The following is a 16,348-nucleotide window of genomic DNA, read 5'->3' as shown; positions in this document are numbered from 1 at the left end:
CGGCAGCCTCGCCCCCTCTCCGCTCCGCGACACCTGCACCACAGGTGAGAACCCGGTTCGGAGCCGTGAAGAAGCCGCTCCCCCAGAAACCTGCCGGGTTCATCGAGGGCTTACCCGACCCCATGAACATGGATGCGTACGGTGGCGGCCATGACGCGTTCCCTGAGCGCACGGTGGCGGCCATGACGCGTTCGCCGAGCGCACGGTGACGGCCATGACCCGTTCGACGGCCGCACGGTACGCGTTCACAGAGCCGCCCCGTGCGCCTGGACGACCTGGGGCATCCGAAGCAAAGCCCTTCACTAGACTTGCCCCATGTACTTCACCGACCGCGGTATCGAGGAGCTGGAGAAGCGGCGAGGCGAGGAAGAGGTCACTTTCGAGTGGCTCGCCGAGCAGCTGCGCACCTTCGTCGATCTCAATCCCGACTTCGAGGTGCCGGTCGAGCGCCTCGCCACCTGGCTGGCCCGGCTGGACGACGAGGACGACGACGAGGACTGATCGCCCCCGGGCGCTCAGAGCCCGCCCGGCTCCTCGGGCCTTCCGTTCGGACGAGGCCGGCCCCCGCGAGCCAGGCCTGAACCGGACGAGGCTCCAGCCCCCGATCCGGCCGTAGGCGCTCCAGCCCCCGATCCGGCCGTAGGCGCTCTAGTCCCTGATCCGGTCGTAGGCGAGGCCGAGCGCCCCGTGCACCATCAGCAAGGCCCCCGCGAAGACCCATCCGCCCCTGCGCCGGCCCGCTCCCCAGAGAGCCATCGGGAGTCCCGCCGCCAGCTGGGCGCCCGCCAGGGCGCGAGCCCGGGGGCCACGCATCCAGGGTCCCAGGCGGCTGCTCTCGACGGCGTCGAGTTCGACCCTGACCGCGTCCCGCCAGCCGGTCCACGTGATCCTCTCGGTCTCCGGCCGCAGCCCGGCCCCCGCGGCCAGCCGGTCCGAGGGTTCACCGGGGTCCAGGCCCGCCGGGAGTTCCAGACCGATGCGGGTGAGGACGGCGAGCAGTCCGCGGAGCCGGGCCCGGGCGTCCGTCTCCGGATCGGGGCGGGTCAGGGCTTCGAGGGCCTGGACGTCCAGCACGGGATCGAGGCCGAGCCGTTCGGCGAAGGTACGCATCGCCTCGTCCTCACCGGCGGGGGTCCCGTCGGCGAGCCAGACGTAGCCGACCGGACGGCGGAATCCCGCGGCGAGCGTGTATCCGGCCCGGTCGCCGTCCCACCACAGTGCCAGGACCGGCCAGGTGGAGCCGACCGCGAGCGCGGTGGCCCAGCCCCCGAGCACCCGGTCGACGGGTTCGGCGGTCTCTCCCTCCGCCGGCGGCCCGGCGTTCCCGCCCATCCAGGGTGTTCCCTCCGGCACGAGGACGCTCCAGTCCTCCCCGGCGGGCGCGAGCAGCATCCGCTCGCGCAGCAGATGGGCGACCGGCCGCACGGTGTCCGGTTCGGCCCGGCACAGCAGCACGGCTCCCACGGGTGATGTCGCGTCCATGCCCCACACCGTAGGGCAGATTGCCCGGTTTTGATGCATTTTGCCCCAACCGTCATCCCGCCCGCTTCCCCAGCTCCGGCCTTGACTTCCCCTATCCGCGATATATCGTGTTCTGGAAGAGACGCGATATGTTGCGTCATCCGCGCTCCCCAGGAGGTCAGATCCATGCCTGTGTCGACGTGGGCCATCGCCGAGCCTCGCAAGCTCACCTTCGACGAACCCGTGACCGCGCTGAGCGTGCGCATCGTCAACGGAACGGTCAACGTCGTCGGCACCGACGAGCCGACCGCCAGGCTGGAGGTCTCCGACATCGAGGGACCACCGCTGATCGTCACGCAGCAGGACGGCGTCCTGACCGTCTCGTACGAGGACCTGGCCTGGCAGAGCATGCTCAAGTGGCTCGACCGCAAGGGCTGGCACCGCCGTGCGGTGGTCTCCCTCGCGGTCCCGGCCGGGTCGGCGGTGGAGGTCGGCGTGGTCGCCGCGGGCGCGTTCGTCTCCGGAGTCCGCGGCCGTACGGACGTACGCGGCGTCACCGGCGACACCACGCTCGTCGGGCTCGCCGGGCCGGTCGGCGCGGAGACCGTGTCCGGCAACGTGGAGGCCCAGGCCGTCACCGGCGATCTGCGCTTCCACTCGGTCTCCGGCGACCTGACCGTCGTCGAGGGCGCAGGCGCCTCCGTGAAGGCGGAGTCCGTCAGCGGCAGCATGGTGCTCGACCTCGACCCGACCGGGAGGCCCACCGACGTCCGGCTGGCCACGGTCTCGGGCGAGCTCGCCATCCGGCTGCCGCACCCGGCCGACGCGAAGGTCGAGGCGAACACCGCGAGCGGCTCCGTCTCCAACGGCTTCGAGGACCTCCGGGTCAGCGGCCAGTGGGGTGCGAAGAAGATCACCGGCACGCTTGGCTCCGGAACGGGGACACTGAGGGCGACGACGATCTCGGGATCGATCGCCCTGCTTCGCCGCCCACCGGCCGAGGACGAACCGCACGACGCCGAGCCGACCGGAAAGGTGCTCTGACATGCCCCCCGTTTTCGCCCACGGCCGCCTGCGCCTCTACCTGCTGAAGCTGCTCGACGAGGCCCCCCGCCACGGCTACGAGGTGATCAGGCTTCTGGAGGAACGCTTCCAGGGTCTGTACGCCCCTTCCGCGGGCACCGTCTACCCGCGCCTGGCCAAGCTGGAGGCGGAGGGTCTGGTCACGCACGCCACCGAGGGCGGCCGCAAGGTCTACTCGATCACCGACGCCGGGCGCGCCGAACTGGCGGGCCGCACCGGCGAGCTCGCCGATCTGGAGCTGGAGATCAGGGAGTCGGTCTCCGAGCTGGCCGCCGAGATCCGCGACGACGTCCGGGGCGCGGCGGGCAAGCTGCGCAGCGAGATGCGCGCCGCGGCCGACGAGTCGCGGCACACGGGCCCTTCCCGGCCGGGCGGCAGGACCACCAAGGAGCCCCCCTTCGGCGGCTTCGGGGACTTGGGGGACTTCGGCGACAAGGAGGCCTGGCGCACCGCCAAGGAGGAACTGCGCAAGGCGAAGCAGGAGTGGAAGGAGCAGGCCCGCCGGGCGAAGGACGAGTCCCGCCGCGCCCGCGAGGAGGCCCAGCAGGCCCGCCGCCAGGCCAAGGAGGCCCAGGACAGGGCGCGTGAGCAGATGCAGAACGCCGCCCGCCAGGTCCAGGACCACTTCGCCAGGGGCGACTGGCCGGCAGGCGTACGGGAAGGGCTGGCCGAGATCACCGGCCAGCTGGGCGGCTTCGCCCGTACCGGCAACTGGCCGCCCTACGTGAAGCCGGACGCCGCCGGAACCGACCCCGAGTGGGGCAAGGACGCGGGCAGCACCGGCGACCCTGCCCGCGACCTGGACCGCCTGCTCGACCGGTTCCGCGACGACATCCGCGACGCGGCAAGGGACCGGGGGGTGACGGAGGAGCAGCTCACGGAGGCCCGCCGCCATCTGTCGACGGCGGCGGCCCACATCGGGGCGCTGCTGCGGAAGGACTCCGACGGCACCGCGAAGTAGGACGGAACGCGAAGCAGGACAGAAGCAGAGCCGAAGCATGACCGCTGCGGGGCCGCAGCAGGCCAGGACCGGCCGGGCGACCCGGGGAGCGGCGACACTCCCCGGGCCGCCCGTCGTTCAGCCCGCCTCGCGGTCCTGGCCCGCTCCCCCGTCCCCGTACAGCGCGCGGCTGACCGTCTCGTACGTCGCACCGTGCTCGGCGAGCACGTCGGCGACGACTCCGGGGGACGCGGTGAGAGCCAGCAGGAGGTGCTCCTCACCGATGAAGCGGTCGCCGCGGCCGACCGCGATCCGGAGCGACCGCTCCAGGATCTTCTTGGCCCCCGGGGTGAACGGGCGATGCCCCGTCCACCGACGACGACCGCCACGGTCGCCCCCAAGAGCCCCCTCGCCGTGCGTCTCCTCGACACGGGACACGATCGCGCCGAGATCGATGCCGATGTCCGCGAGGGCGTCGGCGTCGGCCCTCGTCATACCGCCCCGCCTGCGCGCCTCGGCCAGGGCCGCCTCGACGGACACCCTGCGGTCGGTGAGGCCCAGCGCGGCCAGGGCGAACGGCGCCCGGCCGCCCTCCTGGTCCAGCAGCGCGAGCAGCAGATACTCCTCGGAGACCGTACCGGCGTCCGTCCGTTCGGCATGGGCCACGGCGCCGCCCACGGTGGCGCGTGCGCCCTTGGTGAATCGCTCGAACATCAACGCCTCCCGTACTTCTTGTGCACGGCCTGCCGGCTGACGCCCAGTTCGGCCGCGATCTCCTGCCACGACCAGCCCTGCACGCGGGCACTTCTGACTTGTACGGCTTCGAGCTGCTCCAGCAGCCGCCGCAGCGCGGCTACCGACCGCAGCCCCACGCGGGGGTCGCGGTCGCCGGCGCGCTCGGCGAGATCCGTTGCTTCGGTCATGGCGTCAACTTACATTGACACCATGACGCACGTCAACTCTAGTTGACAGTCAGCACGATCTTTCCGAACTGGTCACCCGAGGAGAGCCGCTCGAACCCCTCGCGGGCTCGCTCCAACGGCAGCACCTCGTCGATGACGGGCCGCACCCCCGTGGTCGCGCAGAAGGCGAGGAGGTCCTCCAGCTCGTCCTTGGACCCCATGGTCGAGCCGACGACCTTCAGCTCCAGGAAGAAGATCCGGGTCAGTTCGGCGTGCGAGGGGCGGTCACCGCTGGTGGCCCCGGAGATGACCAGCGTGCCGCCGGGGCGCAGGGACTTGACGGAGTGCGACCAGGTGGCGGCGCCGACCGTCTCGATGACGGCGTCGACCCGGTGGGGCAGCCGGACGCCGGGCTCGTACGCCTCGATCGCGCCGAGTTCGACGGCCCGCCTGCGCTTGGCCTCGTCGCGGCTGGTGGCGTAGATCCGCAGCCCGGCGGCCCGGCCGAGGACGATCGCGGCGGTCGCGACACCGCCACCGGCGCCCTGGACGAGGACGGAGTCACCGGGCCGCACACCGGCGTTGGTGAAGAGCATGCGGTACGCGGTCAGCCAGGCGGTGGGCAGACAGGCGGCCTGCTCGAAGGTGAGCTCCTTCGGCTTGGGCAGCACGTTCCAGCTGGGGACCGTCACCTGCTCGGCGAACGTGCCCTGGTAGCGCTCGGTGAGGATGGAGCGGGGCTCGTCGGGGCCGACCCCGTGCCCGGTCTGGCCGATGACGGAGTGCAGGACGACCTCGTTGCCGTCCTGGTCGGTGCCCGCGGCGTCGCAGCCGAGGATCATCGGCAGCTTGTCCTCGGTGATGCCGACACCGCGCAGGGACCAGAGGTCGTGGTGATTGAGGGAGGCGGCCCGGACGTTGACGGTGGTCCACCCGGGACGCGCCTCGGGAGCCGGGCGTTCGCCCAGCTCAAGGCCGTTGAGGGGGTGGTCGCGGTCGAGGCGGGATGCGTAGGCGGCGAACATGGGCCCGACGATAGGCGGGGCCCCGGCCGGGCGTAACCGGCTGCGGGTGTGACACGCGCCGCGCGTGTTCAGGCTCTTGGGGCGGGAATCCCGCCCCCTCCGGCCATGGAGGAGCGGGGCTCCGGGGCAGCGCCGCCGAAAGGCGCCGCGCCCGGACCCCCGCGCTCATTCACCTCAACGCCGGGCGACGCCCTCCGCCCGCGCCGCGGCGGCCACCGCGGCCGTCACCGCCGGGGCGACCCGCTCGTCGAACGGCGACGGGATCACGTAGTCGGCGGCCAGCTCGTCGCCCACCACGTCGGCCAGCGCGTTCGCCGCGGCGATCTTCATGCCCTCGGTGATCCGCGACGCCCGCACCTGGAGCGCGCCGGCGAAGATCCCGGGGAACGCCAGCACGTTGTTGATCTGGTTCGGGTAGTCCGACCGCCCGGTCGCCACGACCGACGCGTACTTGTGCGCGACGTCGGGGTGCACCTCGGGGTTCGGGTTCGCCATGGCGAAGACGAAGGCGCCGGGCGCCATCGAGGCAACGGCCGGCTCCGGGACCGTACCGCCGGAGACACCGATGAAGATGTCCGCACCGGCCAGCGCGTCCGCCAGGGAACCCGAGATCCCGGCCTTGTTGGTGAGCTCGGCCAGCTCCCGCTTGACGTCGGTCAGGTCCTCGCGGTCCCGGCTGACGATGCCCTTGCGGTCGGCGACTGCGACATCGCCGAGCCCCGCCTCCAGCAGGAACTTGGCGATGGCGACCCCGGCCGCACCCGCGCCCGAGATGACACCGCGCAGCTCGCCCAGGCCGCGCCCGGACAGCTTCGCCGCGTTGCGCAGGGCTGCGAGCGTGACCACGGCCGTGCCGTGCTGGTCGTCGTGGAAGACGGGAATGTCGAGCCGCTCCTGGAGCTTGCGCTCGATCTCGAAGCAGCGCGGCGCCGAGATGTCCTCCAGGTTCACACCGCCGAAGGACGGGGCGAGCCTGACGACGGTCTCGACGATCTCGTCCGCGTCGGTGGTCGCGAGCGCGATCGGCACCGCGTCCACGCCGCCGAACTGCTTGAACAGGATCGCCTTGCCCTCCATCACGGGGAGGGAGGCCTCGGGGCCGATGTCGCCGAGACCGAGCACCGCGGTGCCGTCCGTCACGACGGCGACGACCTGCGACTTCCAGGTGTAGTCGTGGACGAGCTCCGGATTCTCGGCGATCGCGCTGCACACCTTCGCCACGCCGGGCGTGTACGCGAGGGACAGGTCGTCCTTGTCCCGGATCGGGACGGTGGCCTGCACGGCCATCTTCCCGCCCCGGTGGAGCGCGAAGGCCGGATCGAACGGCTCGTCGGTGGTGCCGGCTGTCGTGCTGTCCGTATTGCTGTCGCTGCGAGGATTGACGATCTCCGCTGCCATGGTGTTGACCCCTTAAGTCTTCATCGTTCGAGGGTGGCCACTCCTGGTTGAGGAGGGGTGGGTGGGCACCGCGTACGTTCCCCGCACTGGGCGATTGGTCCGCCCGGCGGGGAGGGATTCATACGCGCGGGCGCGCCGCACACGCGCCCTGAGCCCCGGATGAGGGGTGTAAACGTCCTTCTTACCGGACAGGCCGCACCGCGGACGAGTCGGTATCCCCACGGTGACGCGTCTCATAGTGGGACATACACACAAGTCGGCCAGGCGACACGAAATCCGCCCAGAGCAGGTCCAGGGCGGTGGATCTTCCGGCAGGAAGAAGCGATTCCAGGGAAAGGTCCGGCCTTGATGTGCCGGCCCACTGGGTTCGGGGGTGTCCCGTTACCCGATTTTGACATGCGGTGCCCCCTGATTGGGCTAGTCCGAATGGCAAGATGCCGTAATCACACAAGGCGGCGACACCCGACGCCGTGTGCCATACCGCCTGGCAACACCACCTTCACCTGCCGGAGGAACCCCGACATGACCGCACGTACCACGCGTCGCACGACCGCGAAGTCCCGGATTGCCGCGGTCGGCGCCATCGCGGTCGCCGGCACCATGCTGCTGACCGCCTGTGGCGACCAGACGAAGAGCAACTCCAGCGACTCGGCCTCGGCCAAGACCAGCGACGGCGCGTCCGCCGCGGCCTCCCCCGCCGACCTCCTCCCCGCGGACATCAAGTCCAAGGGCGTCATCAAGGTCGGTTCGGACATCGCGTACCCGCCGGTCGAGTTCAAGGACGGCTCCGGCAAGACGGTCGGCATCGACCCGGACCTGGCCGCCGCACTCGGCAAGGAGCTGGGCGTGGAGTTCCAGTTCGAGAACGGCACCTTCGACACCCTGGTCACCGGTCTGCGCGCCAAGCGCTACGACGTGGCGATGTCGGCGATGACGGACACCAAGGACCGCCAGGAGGGCATCGACCCCGAGACGAAGAAGAAGGTCGGCGAGGGCGTCGACTTCGTCGACTACTTCACCGCCGGCGTCTCGATCTACACCAAGAAGGGCGACGACCAGGGGATCAAGACCTGGGCCGACCTCTGCGGCAAGAAGATCGCCGTCCAGCGCAACACCGTCTCCAACGACCTGGCCAAGGCCGAGTCCAAGAAGTGCACCGGTGGCAAGAAGATCGCCATCGAGTCGTACGACAACGACCTCCAGGCCCAGACCCGGCTGCGCTCCGGCGGGGCCGACGCCGGCTCCTCCGACTTCCCGGTCGCCGCGTACGCGGTGAAGACCTCGGGCGGCGGCAAGGACTTCCAGATCGTCGGCGAGCAGGTCGAGGCGGCCCCGTACGGCATCGCCGTCGCCAAGGGCAACGACCAGCTCACCAAGGCCATCCAGGCGGCCCTGGAGGCGATCATCAAGAACGGCGAGTACGAGAAGATCATCGCCAAGTGGGGTGTGGAGGCCGGCGCGGTCACCGAGGCCAAGCTGAACGGCGGATCCTGACCGGATCCGGCGCTGAAAGGCATCAGCCGTGACTGACATCGAGAAGACGGGCCCGGCCGAACGGTCGCCCGCACCCCCCACACCGCCGGCCGGCCCGGAGGCGATCAAGGCCATTCCGGTCCGGCACTACGGCCGGTACGTCTCGGCGGTCATCGCCATCGCCGCGCTCTTCGCCATCATCTACGCCTTCAGCCAGGGCAAGATCAACTGGGGCGCGGTCCCGGACTACTTCTTCGACGACCGGATCATCAAGGGCGTCGGCCAGACGCTGCTGCTGACCGTCCTGTCGATGGTGATCGGCGTGGTCGGCGGCATCCTGCTCGCCGTGATGCGCCTGTCGAAGAACCCGGTGACCTCGTCGATCGCGTGGTCCTACATCTGGTTCTTCCGCGGTACGCCGGTCCTGGTCCAGCTCTTCGTCTGGTTCAACCTCGGTCTGGTCTTCGAGTACATCAACCTCGGGCCGATCTACAAGGACTACTGGTCGAGCTTCATGACGCCGCTGCTCACGGCGCTGCTCGGCCTGGGCCTCAACGAGGCCGCGTACATGGCGGAGATCTGCCGTGCCGGTCTACTCTCGGTCGACGAGGGCCAGACGGAGGCCTCGCACGCGCTCGGCATGAGCCACAGCAAGACGCTGCGCCGGGTCGTGATCCCCCAGGCGATGCGGGTGATCGTGCCTCCCACGGGCAACGAGGTCATCAACATGCTGAAGACCACGTCGCTGGTGGCCGCCGTCCAGTTCTACGAACTGTTCAAGTACGCCCAGGACATCGGGCAGGCCTCCGGGGCCCCGGTGGAGATGTACTTCCTCGCCGCGGCCTGGTACCTGGTCATGACCTCGGTGCTGAGCGTCGGGCAGTACTACCTGGAGCGGTACTACGCCCGCGGCTCCAGCCGCAGCCTGCCGCCCACACCGATGCAGAAGATCAGGACCAATCTGCTGTCGCTGGGCCGCCCGAAGGGAGGCATGGCATGACCGCCATGGTGAAGGCCGAGGGCGTCCACAAGTCCTTCGGCGCCGCGCACATCCTCAAGGGCATCGACCTGGAGGTCGCCCCGCGCGAGGTCTTCTGTCTGATCGGCCCGTCCGGTTCCGGCAAGTCGACCTTCCTGCGGTGCATCAACCACCTGGAGCAGATCAGCGCAGGCCGGCTGTCCGTCGACGGTGAGCTGGTGGGCTACCGCCAGAAGGGCGACAAGCTCTACGAGCTCAAGGACAGCGAAGTCGCCCTGAAGCGCCGTGACATCGGCATGGTCTTCCAGCGCTTCAACCTGTTCCCCCACATGACGGCGATCGAGAACGTCATGGAGGCCCCCGTCCAGGTCAAGGGCGAGTCCCGGGCGGTCGCCCGGGCCCGCGCCGAACGCCTCCTGGACCGCGTCGGCCTGTCCGACAAGGCGAAGAACTACCCCTCGCAGCTCTCCGGCGGACAGCAGCAGCGGGTGGCCATCGCCCGGGCACTGGCCATGGAGCCGAAGCTGATGCTCTTCGACGAGCCCACCTCGGCACTCGACCCGGAGCTGGTGGGCGACGTCCTCGACGTCATGCGCGGTCTCGCCGAGGACGGCATGACGATGATCGTCGTGACCCACGAGATGGGCTTCGCCCGTGAGGTCGGCGACGCGCTGGTCTTCATGGACGACGGCGTGGTGGTCGAGTCGGGCCACCCACGCGACGTGCTGACCAACCCGCAGCACGACCGGACGAAGTCGTTCCTGTCCAAGGTGCTGTAGCCGCGAGCACGAGCACACGAGGGCGGTACGGGCCGACGGGGCCCGTACCGCCCTCGCGTGCGTACGGACTACTTCACTTCAGCGGCAGCAGCTCCGGGCTGAGCATCAGCGTCCGCAGCTGCGCCCGTGTGAGCGGCGGGGTCTTGAGCAGAGGCCCCAGCGCGGCATCGCCCTCGTAACCGGTACTGTTCCGCACGGTCAGCTGCTCACCGTCCTTGAGCGTGAGCTGGGCCCCCATCTCCGGGCCCCACTGTGCGACGCTGCTGCGGATGACGGTCATCGGGTCGTTCCAGATGGTCAGCACCCGCCCGTCCGGCAGCTCTTCCCGGACGCAGTCCGTAATCCGCAGCACCCCTGCCCTTGCGCACACGTCCTTGCTCAGGAGGCCGCCCGCAGGTGCCATCACCCCTATTTCGAGGAAGCCGACGCCGCCGTCCCTGCGGACCGTGTAGAGCCCGCCGAGCGGCCCACCCGGAACCTCCACGATGTGCTCAGCCTCCGCGCCATCCTCCACTCTGCCGGCCCTCGGCCTCTCCTCGACCGAGCCGACCCCCTCGGGCAGCAGCTTGATCAGCGCGCGCGCCCGCTCGGTGTTGCCGGCGAGCTTGCCGGGCGCCGCGACCGAGGACGCCCGCGGCGCCTCTCCTCCTGCCGAGATCCCCGGCACCACGAACGCACCCGCCGCCACCGCGCACACCGCCGCCGCCGACACCGCCACCCGGCGGCGCCTGCGTACCCGCGCCGCCCGCGCGTAGACCTCCTCGGTGCTGAGGACCGGACGCCCCGCGGCCTCGGCGGCCCGCCCCAGCAGCTCCCGCACGTCGTTCATACCAACTCCCCCGCCATCTCGGCGCGCAGCGCCGCAAGCCCCCGAGCCGCGTGGCTCTTGACCGTGTTCTCCCGCATCCCGAGCAGTCCGGCCGTGGCCTCGACACTCAGGTCCTCCCAGAAACGCAGCACCAGTACGGCCCGCTGCCTGGGCGTGAGCCGGGCGAGTGCCGCCCGTAGCGCGAGGCCGGTGTCCGTGTCGGGTGCGTGGACCGCCCGTTCGGGCAGTTCGCCGTAGGACTGCTCGCGCCGCCAGAACCGGCGGCGGGCCGCGATGAAGGTGTTGACCAGCGTCTTGCGCGCGTACGCCTCGATGTTCTCCAGCCGCCCGTGCCGCCGTCCGCCGAGCACCACCTTGACCAACGTCGCCTGGACCAGGTCCTCGGCCTCGTGCCGGTCGCCGCAGAGCAGATACGCGCTGCGGAAGAGTGCGGTGCGTCTGCTCTCGACGAAGGCGTGCAGCGCGTCGTCGTCATCGCTCCGCATCGTTACCGTCCCTCCCCCGGCCCGCGGGCGCGGACCGTCTCACCCTTCCAGTGCGGTGGGACGCAGGGCGGGTTGCGGTAACGGACCGGAAAAAGTTGGCGGGGCGGTCCGGACCGTCGTCCGTACCGCCCCGCCACGCATGGTGCCTCTACTTCACCGCGAGCACCAGACTGTCCGAGGGGGAGGACCAGACGGGCCGTGCCTCGGCGAACCCGGCGGCGCGCAGGGTGTCCGCATGCCATGCGGCGGACGGCATGTCGCCGTCGGCGTGCTCGCCGTAGATCCCGAACCGCTCGGCGGTGGGCCCGGCGAGCACCGGGTCCTTCGCGGCCAGCGCCCACCACTGCGCCCAGTCCAGGACCCCGGCGGCCTTGGCCCGGTCCATACCTGCGTGCCGGTGGGCGCGTTCGGCGGCGTTGATCCGGGGAGTACCCGTCTCGATCATGCGGTCGGCGTTCATGAACACGCCGCCGTCCCGGACGAGGCCGCCGATCTGCCCGTACAGCGCGGCAAGCGGCTCACTGTGCAGCCAGTGCAGAGCCGTCGCGGTGAGGACGGCGTCGTACGAGTCGTGGGGCAGCCGCTCCGTCCACCGCGGGTCCTTGAGGTCGGCGGTCACGAAGCTGACGCGCTCGTCGCCGGCGAAGGTGCCGCGGGCGATGGCGAGCAGCGCGGGGTCGAGGTCGACGCCGGTGCTGGTGGCGTTCGGGAACCGCCGCAGCAGCCTGTCCGTAATACTTCCCGTACCGCACGCGAGGTCGAGCACCCGCGGTTCCGGGCCGGTGAAGGCCTCGACCATGTCGAGCATGACCCGGAAGCGTTCCTCGCGGTCGGGCAGGTACCACTCCTGCTGCCGGTCCCAGCTTTCCTGCCAGGCCTGCCAGTCGGTGCCCGTAGCTGTATCCGTCACCTGAAACCCTCCCATGTAATACCCTGGACCCGTAGAAGCCCATTACTTCATCGCTGCACCGACCCTAGACCGACGCCGTAAGGACTGCAAGTGGAACTGGCCTATTACTCGGACTACGCCGTGCGTCTGGTCAACACCGAGGAGCCGGCCCGCAACAAGGACGCCCTGACCTCGGTCGACGCGGTGCGCGAGCTCTTCGGCGCCAACGGACAGGCCGCGCGGCGGGCGACCGACGCGGACGTGACCCGCTTCCGGTCCGTACGGGCCCGGCTGCGCGCGGTCTTCGAGGCGGCCGACGGCGGCGACGAGACACTCGCCGTCGACCTGCTCAACTCACTGCTGCTGGAGTTCCCCGTCAGCCCGCAGATCTCCGGGCACGACATCCGGGACGCGGACGGCAAGCCGGACTGGCACATGCATCTGACCGACCACCCGTCCAACGCCACGGCGGGCTACGCCGCGATCGCGGCGATGGGCCTCGCCTTCCACCTGACGTCGTACGGCGTGGACCGGCTCGGCCTGTGCGAGGCGGCACCGTGCCGCAACGCCTACCTCGACACCTCGACCAACCGCTCCCGCCGCTACTGCTCGGACCGCTGCGCGACGCGCGCCAACGTGGCCGCCTACCGGGCCCGGAAGCGCCTGGAGACGGAACGGGCCGCGGAGACCGGCCGCAGCGCGGACACGGCCCAGCCCGCCACCCCGAGCACCGAGCGCTGATCCTTCGCCAGCGGCCGGTACCGGGCCCGGACCCTGGCCAGTACGAGCTCCTCGGGCACGGTCCCGTAGTCCGTGCTGTCCCCGCCCGCGAACCGGTTGTCACCCAGCACCCACCAGCCACCGGCCCGCCGCTCCACGGCCCGCTTGACCACCAGCAGGTCCTGCTGGAACGGATGACGCAGAATCACCACGTCACCGGGGCGCACCTGCGCCCCGTACTGCACGAGCAGCCAGTCCCCGTGGTGGAGCGTGGGCACCATCGAAGGCCCCGTCACCTCCACCACCTGGAACGGCACTCTCGCCGCCGGCCCCCGTCGGGGCTGGTCATCGGTCAGTTCCGGCACCTCCGGTACCTCCCGCATCTCTCCGGCACCTCCCCGGTCCGTCCAGTACACCGTCCCGCACGGGCTTCCGTACATTCGGCCACTGGTCTCATCCTCACCCTGGACTTTTGGCCTAAGCCCATGGGGGCACCCGCAAAAACACGCTTCTCACGGAGTAATGTCCCACCTGAGAAGACGATCACGAGGAAGGACAGCTCAATGCTTTCCCGCCTGTTTGCCCCCAAGGTGAAGGTCAGCGCCCACTGCGACCTCCCCTGCGGCGTGTACGACCCGGCCCAGGCCCGCATCGAGGCGGAGTCCGTCAAGGCCGTCCAGGAGAAGTACCAGGCCAACGAGGACCCGCACTTCCGGGCCCGCGCGGTGGTCATCAAGGAGCAGCGCGCCGAGCTCGCCAAGCACCACGTCTCGGTGCTGTGGAGCGACTACTTCAAGCCCCCGCACTTCGAGAAGTACCCGGAGCTGCACCAGCTGGTCAACGACGCCCTCAAGGCGCTGTCGGCCGCGAAGGGCTCCACGGACCCGGCCACGGGCCAGAAGGCGCTCGACCTGATCGCCGAGATCGACAAGATCTTCTGGGAGACCAAGAAGGCTTGATCTCTGGTTAGGCCGCCTGACCTGCGGTTTCGCTGGTCATGTCGCCTACCGGTCCGCACCCGGTCCGCAGGCCGCCAAGAACGGCGTCCATCACGGACCGGGTGCGGTCTTCTTCGCCCGGCCACAGGTGCGCGTAGATCCGCAGCGTGATGACGGCGGACGCGTGGCCGAGGACCATCTGGACCTGCTTGACGCTCGCCCCGCCCGCGATGAGCGCGGAGGCGTAGAAGTGCCGCAGGTCGTGGGTCACCATGTGCGGCAGCTCGACGGGTTTGCGGCCCTCACGCTTGGCTGCATCGCTCTCCGCCGCCTGGAGCGCCCTACGTGCGCAATTCCACTCGGTTTTCCAGCGGCGGTAGTTGAGCGGTTCCCCCTCCTCCATCGTGAACAGCCACTCCGTGGAGGGGCGCGCGGCGAGGTGCCCGAGGAGCGCGTCGGTGACGACCTCCCCGACCGGAACCGTACGCCGGGACTTCGCGGTCTTCGGCGGGCCGATCTTCCCCGACTGGAGCCGCTGCCGCTCCACGCGAATGCTGCCGGCCTTGAAGTCGACGTCCGACACCTTCAGGCCCAGCAACTCACCTATGCGCAAGCCTGACCCTGCGAGCACGACGACGGCTGCCCGGATGTACGGCGGCATCACGCGTGCCATGTCCTCCACCTGGGCGACGGTGGGCGGAGTGACCTCCTCGTCCGGCATGACCGGAAGGGTGATCCGGCGGCACGGAGTGGATGCGATGACCTTGTCGTCCACGGCCGCGGTCATGACGCGCACGAGGACGTCGTGGACGTTCCGGACGCTGCCGGGGCCGAGCTGGTCGGACAGGTGCTTGAAGAGCACCTGTATGTCATTACGGCGTATCGCCGCCAGTGAGCGGGCGCCCAACGCCGGTACGAGGTGGAGCCGGAGCGCGTTGTCGGTGATGCGCTCACCCGCCTCGCTCGCGATGAGCGAGCCCTGCCACCTCTCGGCGTACTTCTGGAACGTGATGCGACCGGCGCGCGGGTCGACGTACTGACCGGTGACCACGCTGGTCGTGACCTCGTCGAGCCAGCGCTGGGCGTCGAGCTTCCGGTCGAAGTGGCGAGCGTGTTCCTTGCCGTCGAGGTCGCGGTATCGGGCACGCCATTTGCCGTTGGTGCGCTTCTGGATGTTCGCCAAGTGGCCTCTCCTTGATGTGAGTTGTCAGTAGTGCCCCCCGTCCTCGATGTCGCCGCTGAGGACGCGGGCGTCCCGCTCGTCGCCCATGAGGCGGAGGCACTGCTGGTGGATCGCCCGCGAGCTGTCGGGGTGGGCCTTGATGTGACCGGCGACGGCGACCACGGCGCGGTGCAGGCGATCGCGGGCGTCGCGGGTCTCGTAGAACGCCTCGACGGCTTCCTGGACGAGCCGTCGGCTGTCGATGTCGAGCCCTTCGAGGGGCGGGGACATCAGCTCTTCGAGGGGGAGCTCGAAGACGCGGGAGAAGGCGAGCGCCTCATCGAGGTTGATCCGCCGGCGGGGTGAGCCGTTCTCGATGCGCCACACGGCCGTCTGGTTCATCTTCACGCCCGCTCTGGTCACCCGCTCGGCCAGCTCGGTCGTGCTCCACCCTCTGACCTCGCGCTCCAGGGCCACGCGGCCCGCCACGTTGCCTTCGCTGTAGAGCAGCGGCACCTCGCCACCCTCGGCCTTCTCGCCTGCCATCGAACCTCCATCGCGACCATCGCTATCCAAATTGAAACATGAGCTTCCCGGTTTGGCTAACCGCCGATCATGAGGTACTGATTATGCAGATCGAATCGCTATCTAGCCGAATGGGAACGCATGCGATACCTGACCACCGCCGAGGTAGCCGAGCGCTACCGCACCGCCGAGAGCACCGTCCGCTACTGGCGCCAGCTCAAGAAGGGGCCGCGCGGCATCAAGGTCGGCAAGCGAGTGCTCTACCCCGAGGCCGAACTGCTGCGCTACGAGCGCGCGCTGATCGACGGCGGAGACGAGTGGGGCCTGGCCTCATGAGCCGCCGGACCGCCCGGACACAGCAAAGGCCCTCGGCGCGCCTACGCCGAGGGCCGGAGAACCCCTTGCACCTCGCCCATCCCTGAACGAACTGGTCGGGGGCGAGACCTTGCCCGTCTCGCCCCCACCCGAGAGGAACATCTATGAAGGACCCTACGTCCCCCGCCACCTCGAAGGCATCCGGTGTTGCCTGGCCACCGATCGCGATCCCGGGCCAGGGGCTGCCCCGCGACCGAGAAGCACGCCCCGCCATCGGAGGCCCGCCCGCCGATGCTCCGAGCCGGAGCTCACGCGACTCGCGACCTGCCGAAACTACTGCCCCGACAACAGCGTCGGACAGCGCAGGCGTTCCTGCTCCAGGCGGACCAGAGTCCCAAGATAGCGGCGGGCCGGCAGGCGAAGGCAGCGCGCTGCTGGACGATCT

The 16,348-nt window shown here is 70.1% G+C and carries 20 protein-coding genes; 9 read left to right on the top strand and 11 right to left on the bottom strand.

The features are described from left to right. Positions 1-315 precede the first annotated feature (315 nt). Positions 316-501, top strand: a complete 186-nt coding sequence (locus JGS39_RS02935; protein WP_046907272.1) for a DUF6104 family protein — start codon at positions 316-318, stop codon at positions 499-501. Positions 502-648: 147 nt separating this feature from the next. On the opposite strand, the gene JGS39_RS02930 is transcribed toward JGS39_RS02935, so the two are convergent. Beyond that, positions 649-1,482 carry a hypothetical protein gene (locus JGS39_RS02930; RefSeq protein WP_219567085.1) on the bottom strand — a complete coding sequence of 278 codons (834 nt, stop codon included), beginning with the start codon at positions 1,480-1,482 and terminating at the stop codon, positions 649-651. 165 nt (positions 1,483-1,647) lie between these two features. Between JGS39_RS02930 and JGS39_RS02925 the strand changes: the two genes are divergently transcribed. Both JGS39_RS02925 and JGS39_RS02920 read left to right on the top strand, forming a co-directional pair. After that, a complete protein-coding gene (locus JGS39_RS02925; protein WP_219567084.1) occupies positions 1,648-2,505 on the top strand; it encodes a DUF4097 family beta strand repeat-containing protein in 858 nt (285 codons plus the stop codon). Position 2,506: 1 nt separating this feature from the next. Next, positions 2,507-3,505 (top strand): PadR family transcriptional regulator, encoded by a 999-nt coding sequence (locus JGS39_RS02920; protein ID WP_219567083.1) that lies wholly within the window; start codon positions 2,507-2,509, stop codon positions 3,503-3,505. Positions 3,506-3,622: 117 nt separating this feature from the next. On the opposite strand, the gene JGS39_RS02915 is transcribed toward JGS39_RS02920, so the two are convergent. The 4 genes from JGS39_RS02915 to JGS39_RS02900 form a co-directional block, all read right to left on the bottom strand. Continuing rightward, on the bottom strand, positions 3,623-4,198 hold the full coding sequence (locus JGS39_RS02915; RefSeq protein ID WP_219567082.1) for a Clp protease N-terminal domain-containing protein: 576 nt from the start codon (positions 4,196-4,198) through the stop codon (positions 3,623-3,625). Continuing rightward, positions 4,198-4,407, bottom strand: coding sequence for a sigma factor-like helix-turn-helix DNA-binding protein (locus tag JGS39_RS02910; RefSeq protein WP_219567081.1), 210 nt, complete (start codon positions 4,405-4,407; stop codon positions 4,198-4,200). Before JGS39_RS02910 ends, JGS39_RS02915 begins: the two co-directional genes overlap by 1 nt. Before the next feature lie 38 nt (positions 4,408-4,445). After that, a complete protein-coding gene (locus JGS39_RS02905) occupies positions 4,446-5,411 on the bottom strand; it encodes a zinc-binding dehydrogenase (protein WP_219567080.1) in 966 nt (321 codons plus the stop codon). A 174-nt stretch (positions 5,412-5,585) separates the two neighbouring features. Beyond that, positions 5,586-6,809, bottom strand: a complete 1,224-nt coding sequence (locus JGS39_RS02900) for an NAD(P)-dependent malic enzyme (RefSeq protein WP_219567079.1) — start codon at positions 6,807-6,809, stop codon at positions 5,586-5,588. Positions 6,810-7,331: 522 nt separating this feature from the next. On the opposite strand from JGS39_RS02900, the gene JGS39_RS02895 reads away from it, so the two are divergent. From JGS39_RS02895 to JGS39_RS02885, 3 genes are read left to right on the top strand one after another with little or no spacing between them, the layout of a single operon-like run. Next, on the top strand, positions 7,332-8,303 hold the full coding sequence (locus JGS39_RS02895) for an ABC transporter substrate-binding protein (protein WP_219567078.1): 972 nt from the start codon (positions 7,332-7,334) through the stop codon (positions 8,301-8,303). Positions 8,304-8,331: 28 nt separating this feature from the next. Next, positions 8,332-9,282, top strand: coding sequence for an amino acid ABC transporter permease (locus JGS39_RS02890; protein ID WP_219567077.1), 951 nt, complete (start codon positions 8,332-8,334; stop codon positions 9,280-9,282). Further along, the gene (locus JGS39_RS02885; RefSeq protein ID WP_306071637.1) at positions 9,279-10,040 is read left to right on the top strand and encodes an amino acid ABC transporter ATP-binding protein; all 762 of its coding nucleotides are present in this window, start codon (positions 9,279-9,281) and stop codon (positions 10,038-10,040) included. Before JGS39_RS02890 ends, JGS39_RS02885 begins: the two co-directional genes overlap by 4 nt. Positions 10,041-10,113: 73 nt before the next feature. On the opposite strand, the gene JGS39_RS02880 is transcribed toward JGS39_RS02885, so the two are convergent. The 3 genes from JGS39_RS02880 to JGS39_RS02870 form a co-directional block, all read right to left on the bottom strand. Further along, positions 10,114-10,869, bottom strand: a complete 756-nt coding sequence (locus JGS39_RS02880) for a hypothetical protein (RefSeq protein WP_219567076.1) — start codon at positions 10,867-10,869, stop codon at positions 10,114-10,116. Next, the gene (locus JGS39_RS02875; protein ID WP_219567075.1) at positions 10,866-11,354 is read right to left on the bottom strand and encodes a SigE family RNA polymerase sigma factor; all 489 of its coding nucleotides are present in this window, start codon (positions 11,352-11,354) and stop codon (positions 10,866-10,868) included. The genes JGS39_RS02880 and JGS39_RS02875 overlap by 4 nt, the downstream gene beginning before the upstream one ends. Before the next feature lie 148 nt (positions 11,355-11,502). Beyond that, entirely contained in the window at positions 11,503-12,279 is a 777-nt protein-coding gene (locus tag JGS39_RS02870; RefSeq protein WP_219567074.1) for a class I SAM-dependent methyltransferase, read from the bottom strand. Positions 12,280-12,354: 75 nt separating this feature from the next. Between JGS39_RS02870 and JGS39_RS02865 the strand changes: the two genes are divergently transcribed. Next, positions 12,355-12,984 carry a CGNR zinc finger domain-containing protein gene (locus JGS39_RS02865; protein ID WP_219567073.1) on the top strand — a complete coding sequence of 210 codons (630 nt, stop codon included), beginning with the start codon at positions 12,355-12,357 and terminating at the stop codon, positions 12,982-12,984. On the opposite strand, the gene sodX is transcribed toward JGS39_RS02865, so the two are convergent. After that, positions 12,888-13,403: a nickel-type superoxide dismutase maturation protease gene (gene sodX, locus JGS39_RS02860; RefSeq protein WP_371930305.1), complete on the bottom strand. Its 516-nt coding sequence runs from the start codon at positions 13,401-13,403 to the stop codon at positions 12,888-12,890. The two genes, JGS39_RS02865 and sodX, sit on opposite strands and share 97 nt — an antisense overlap. A gap of 123 nt (positions 13,404-13,526) precedes the next feature. Between sodX and sodN the strand changes: the two genes are divergently transcribed. Beyond that, positions 13,527-13,922, top strand: a complete 396-nt coding sequence (sodN, locus tag JGS39_RS02855; protein WP_219567071.1) for a superoxide dismutase, Ni — start codon at positions 13,527-13,529, stop codon at positions 13,920-13,922. A 7-nt stretch (positions 13,923-13,929) separates the two neighbouring features. On the opposite strand, the gene JGS39_RS02850 is transcribed toward sodN, so the two are convergent. Both JGS39_RS02850 and JGS39_RS02845 read right to left on the bottom strand, forming a co-directional pair. Next, on the bottom strand, positions 13,930-15,084 hold the full coding sequence (locus tag JGS39_RS02850; RefSeq protein WP_219567070.1) for a tyrosine-type recombinase/integrase: 1,155 nt from the start codon (positions 15,082-15,084) through the stop codon (positions 13,930-13,932). A gap of 24 nt (positions 15,085-15,108) precedes the next feature. Continuing rightward, positions 15,109-15,609, bottom strand: a complete 501-nt coding sequence (locus tag JGS39_RS02845; RefSeq protein ID WP_219567069.1) for a helix-turn-helix transcriptional regulator — start codon at positions 15,607-15,609, stop codon at positions 15,109-15,111. 120 nt (positions 15,610-15,729) lie between these two features. On the opposite strand from JGS39_RS02845, the gene JGS39_RS02840 reads away from it, so the two are divergent. After that, on the top strand, positions 15,730-15,924 hold the full coding sequence (locus JGS39_RS02840; protein WP_030628141.1) for a helix-turn-helix transcriptional regulator: 195 nt from the start codon (positions 15,730-15,732) through the stop codon (positions 15,922-15,924). Positions 15,925-16,348: the final 424 nt, after the last annotated feature.

The organism is Streptomyces poriferorum, from assembly GCF_019399235.1.
Lineage (GTDB): Bacteria > Actinomycetota > Actinomycetes > Streptomycetales > Streptomycetaceae > Streptomyces > Streptomyces poriferorum.
Note: the sequence above shows the minus strand (reverse complement) of the source record. Positions and strands in the feature narration are given on the sequence as shown.

Excerpts from the sequence above, each read along its gene's own strand:
- JGS39_RS02930 (WP_219567085.1), bottom strand. The coding sequence starts at position 1,482 with ATGGACGCGACATCACCCGTGGGAGCCGTGCTGCTGTGCCGGGCCGAA.
- JGS39_RS02900 (WP_219567079.1), bottom strand. The coding sequence starts at position 6,809 with ATGGCAGCGGAGATCGTCAATCCTCGCAGCGACAGCAATACGGACAGC.
- sodX (WP_371930305.1), bottom strand. The coding sequence starts at position 13,403 with ATGTACGGAAGCCCGTGCGGGACGGTGTACTGGACGGACCGGGGAGGT.
- JGS39_RS02935 (WP_046907272.1), top strand. The coding sequence starts at position 316 with ATGTACTTCACCGACCGCGGTATCGAGGAGCTGGAGAAGCGGCGAGGC.
- JGS39_RS02870 (WP_219567074.1), bottom strand. The coding sequence starts at position 12,279 with ATGGGAGGGTTTCAGGTGACGGATACAGCTACGGGCACCGACTGGCAG.
- JGS39_RS02885 (WP_306071637.1), top strand. The coding sequence starts at position 9,279 with ATGACCGCCATGGTGAAGGCCGAGGGCGTCCACAAGTCCTTCGGCGCC.
- JGS39_RS02840 (WP_030628141.1), top strand. The coding sequence starts at position 15,730 with ATGCGATACCTGACCACCGCCGAGGTAGCCGAGCGCTACCGCACCGCC.
- JGS39_RS02910 (WP_219567081.1), bottom strand. The coding sequence starts at position 4,407 with ATGACCGAAGCAACGGATCTCGCCGAGCGCGCCGGCGACCGCGACCCC.
- JGS39_RS02920 (WP_219567083.1), top strand. The coding sequence starts at position 2,507 with ATGCCCCCCGTTTTCGCCCACGGCCGCCTGCGCCTCTACCTGCTGAAG.
- JGS39_RS02875 (WP_219567075.1), bottom strand. The coding sequence starts at position 11,354 with ATGCGGAGCGATGACGACGACGCGCTGCACGCCTTCGTCGAGAGCAGA.
- JGS39_RS02895 (WP_219567078.1), top strand. The coding sequence starts at position 7,332 with ATGACCGCACGTACCACGCGTCGCACGACCGCGAAGTCCCGGATTGCC.
- JGS39_RS02905 (WP_219567080.1), bottom strand. The coding sequence starts at position 5,411 with ATGTTCGCCGCCTACGCATCCCGCCTCGACCGCGACCACCCCCTCAAC.
- JGS39_RS02845 (WP_219567069.1), bottom strand. The coding sequence starts at position 15,609 with ATGGCAGGCGAGAAGGCCGAGGGTGGCGAGGTGCCGCTGCTCTACAGC.
- JGS39_RS02925 (WP_219567084.1), top strand. The coding sequence starts at position 1,648 with ATGCCTGTGTCGACGTGGGCCATCGCCGAGCCTCGCAAGCTCACCTTC.
- JGS39_RS02880 (WP_219567076.1), bottom strand. The coding sequence starts at position 10,869 with ATGAACGACGTGCGGGAGCTGCTGGGGCGGGCCGCCGAGGCCGCGGGG.
- JGS39_RS02915 (WP_219567082.1), bottom strand. The coding sequence starts at position 4,198 with ATGTTCGAGCGATTCACCAAGGGCGCACGCGCCACCGTGGGCGGCGCC.
- sodN (WP_219567071.1), top strand. The coding sequence starts at position 13,527 with ATGCTTTCCCGCCTGTTTGCCCCCAAGGTGAAGGTCAGCGCCCACTGC.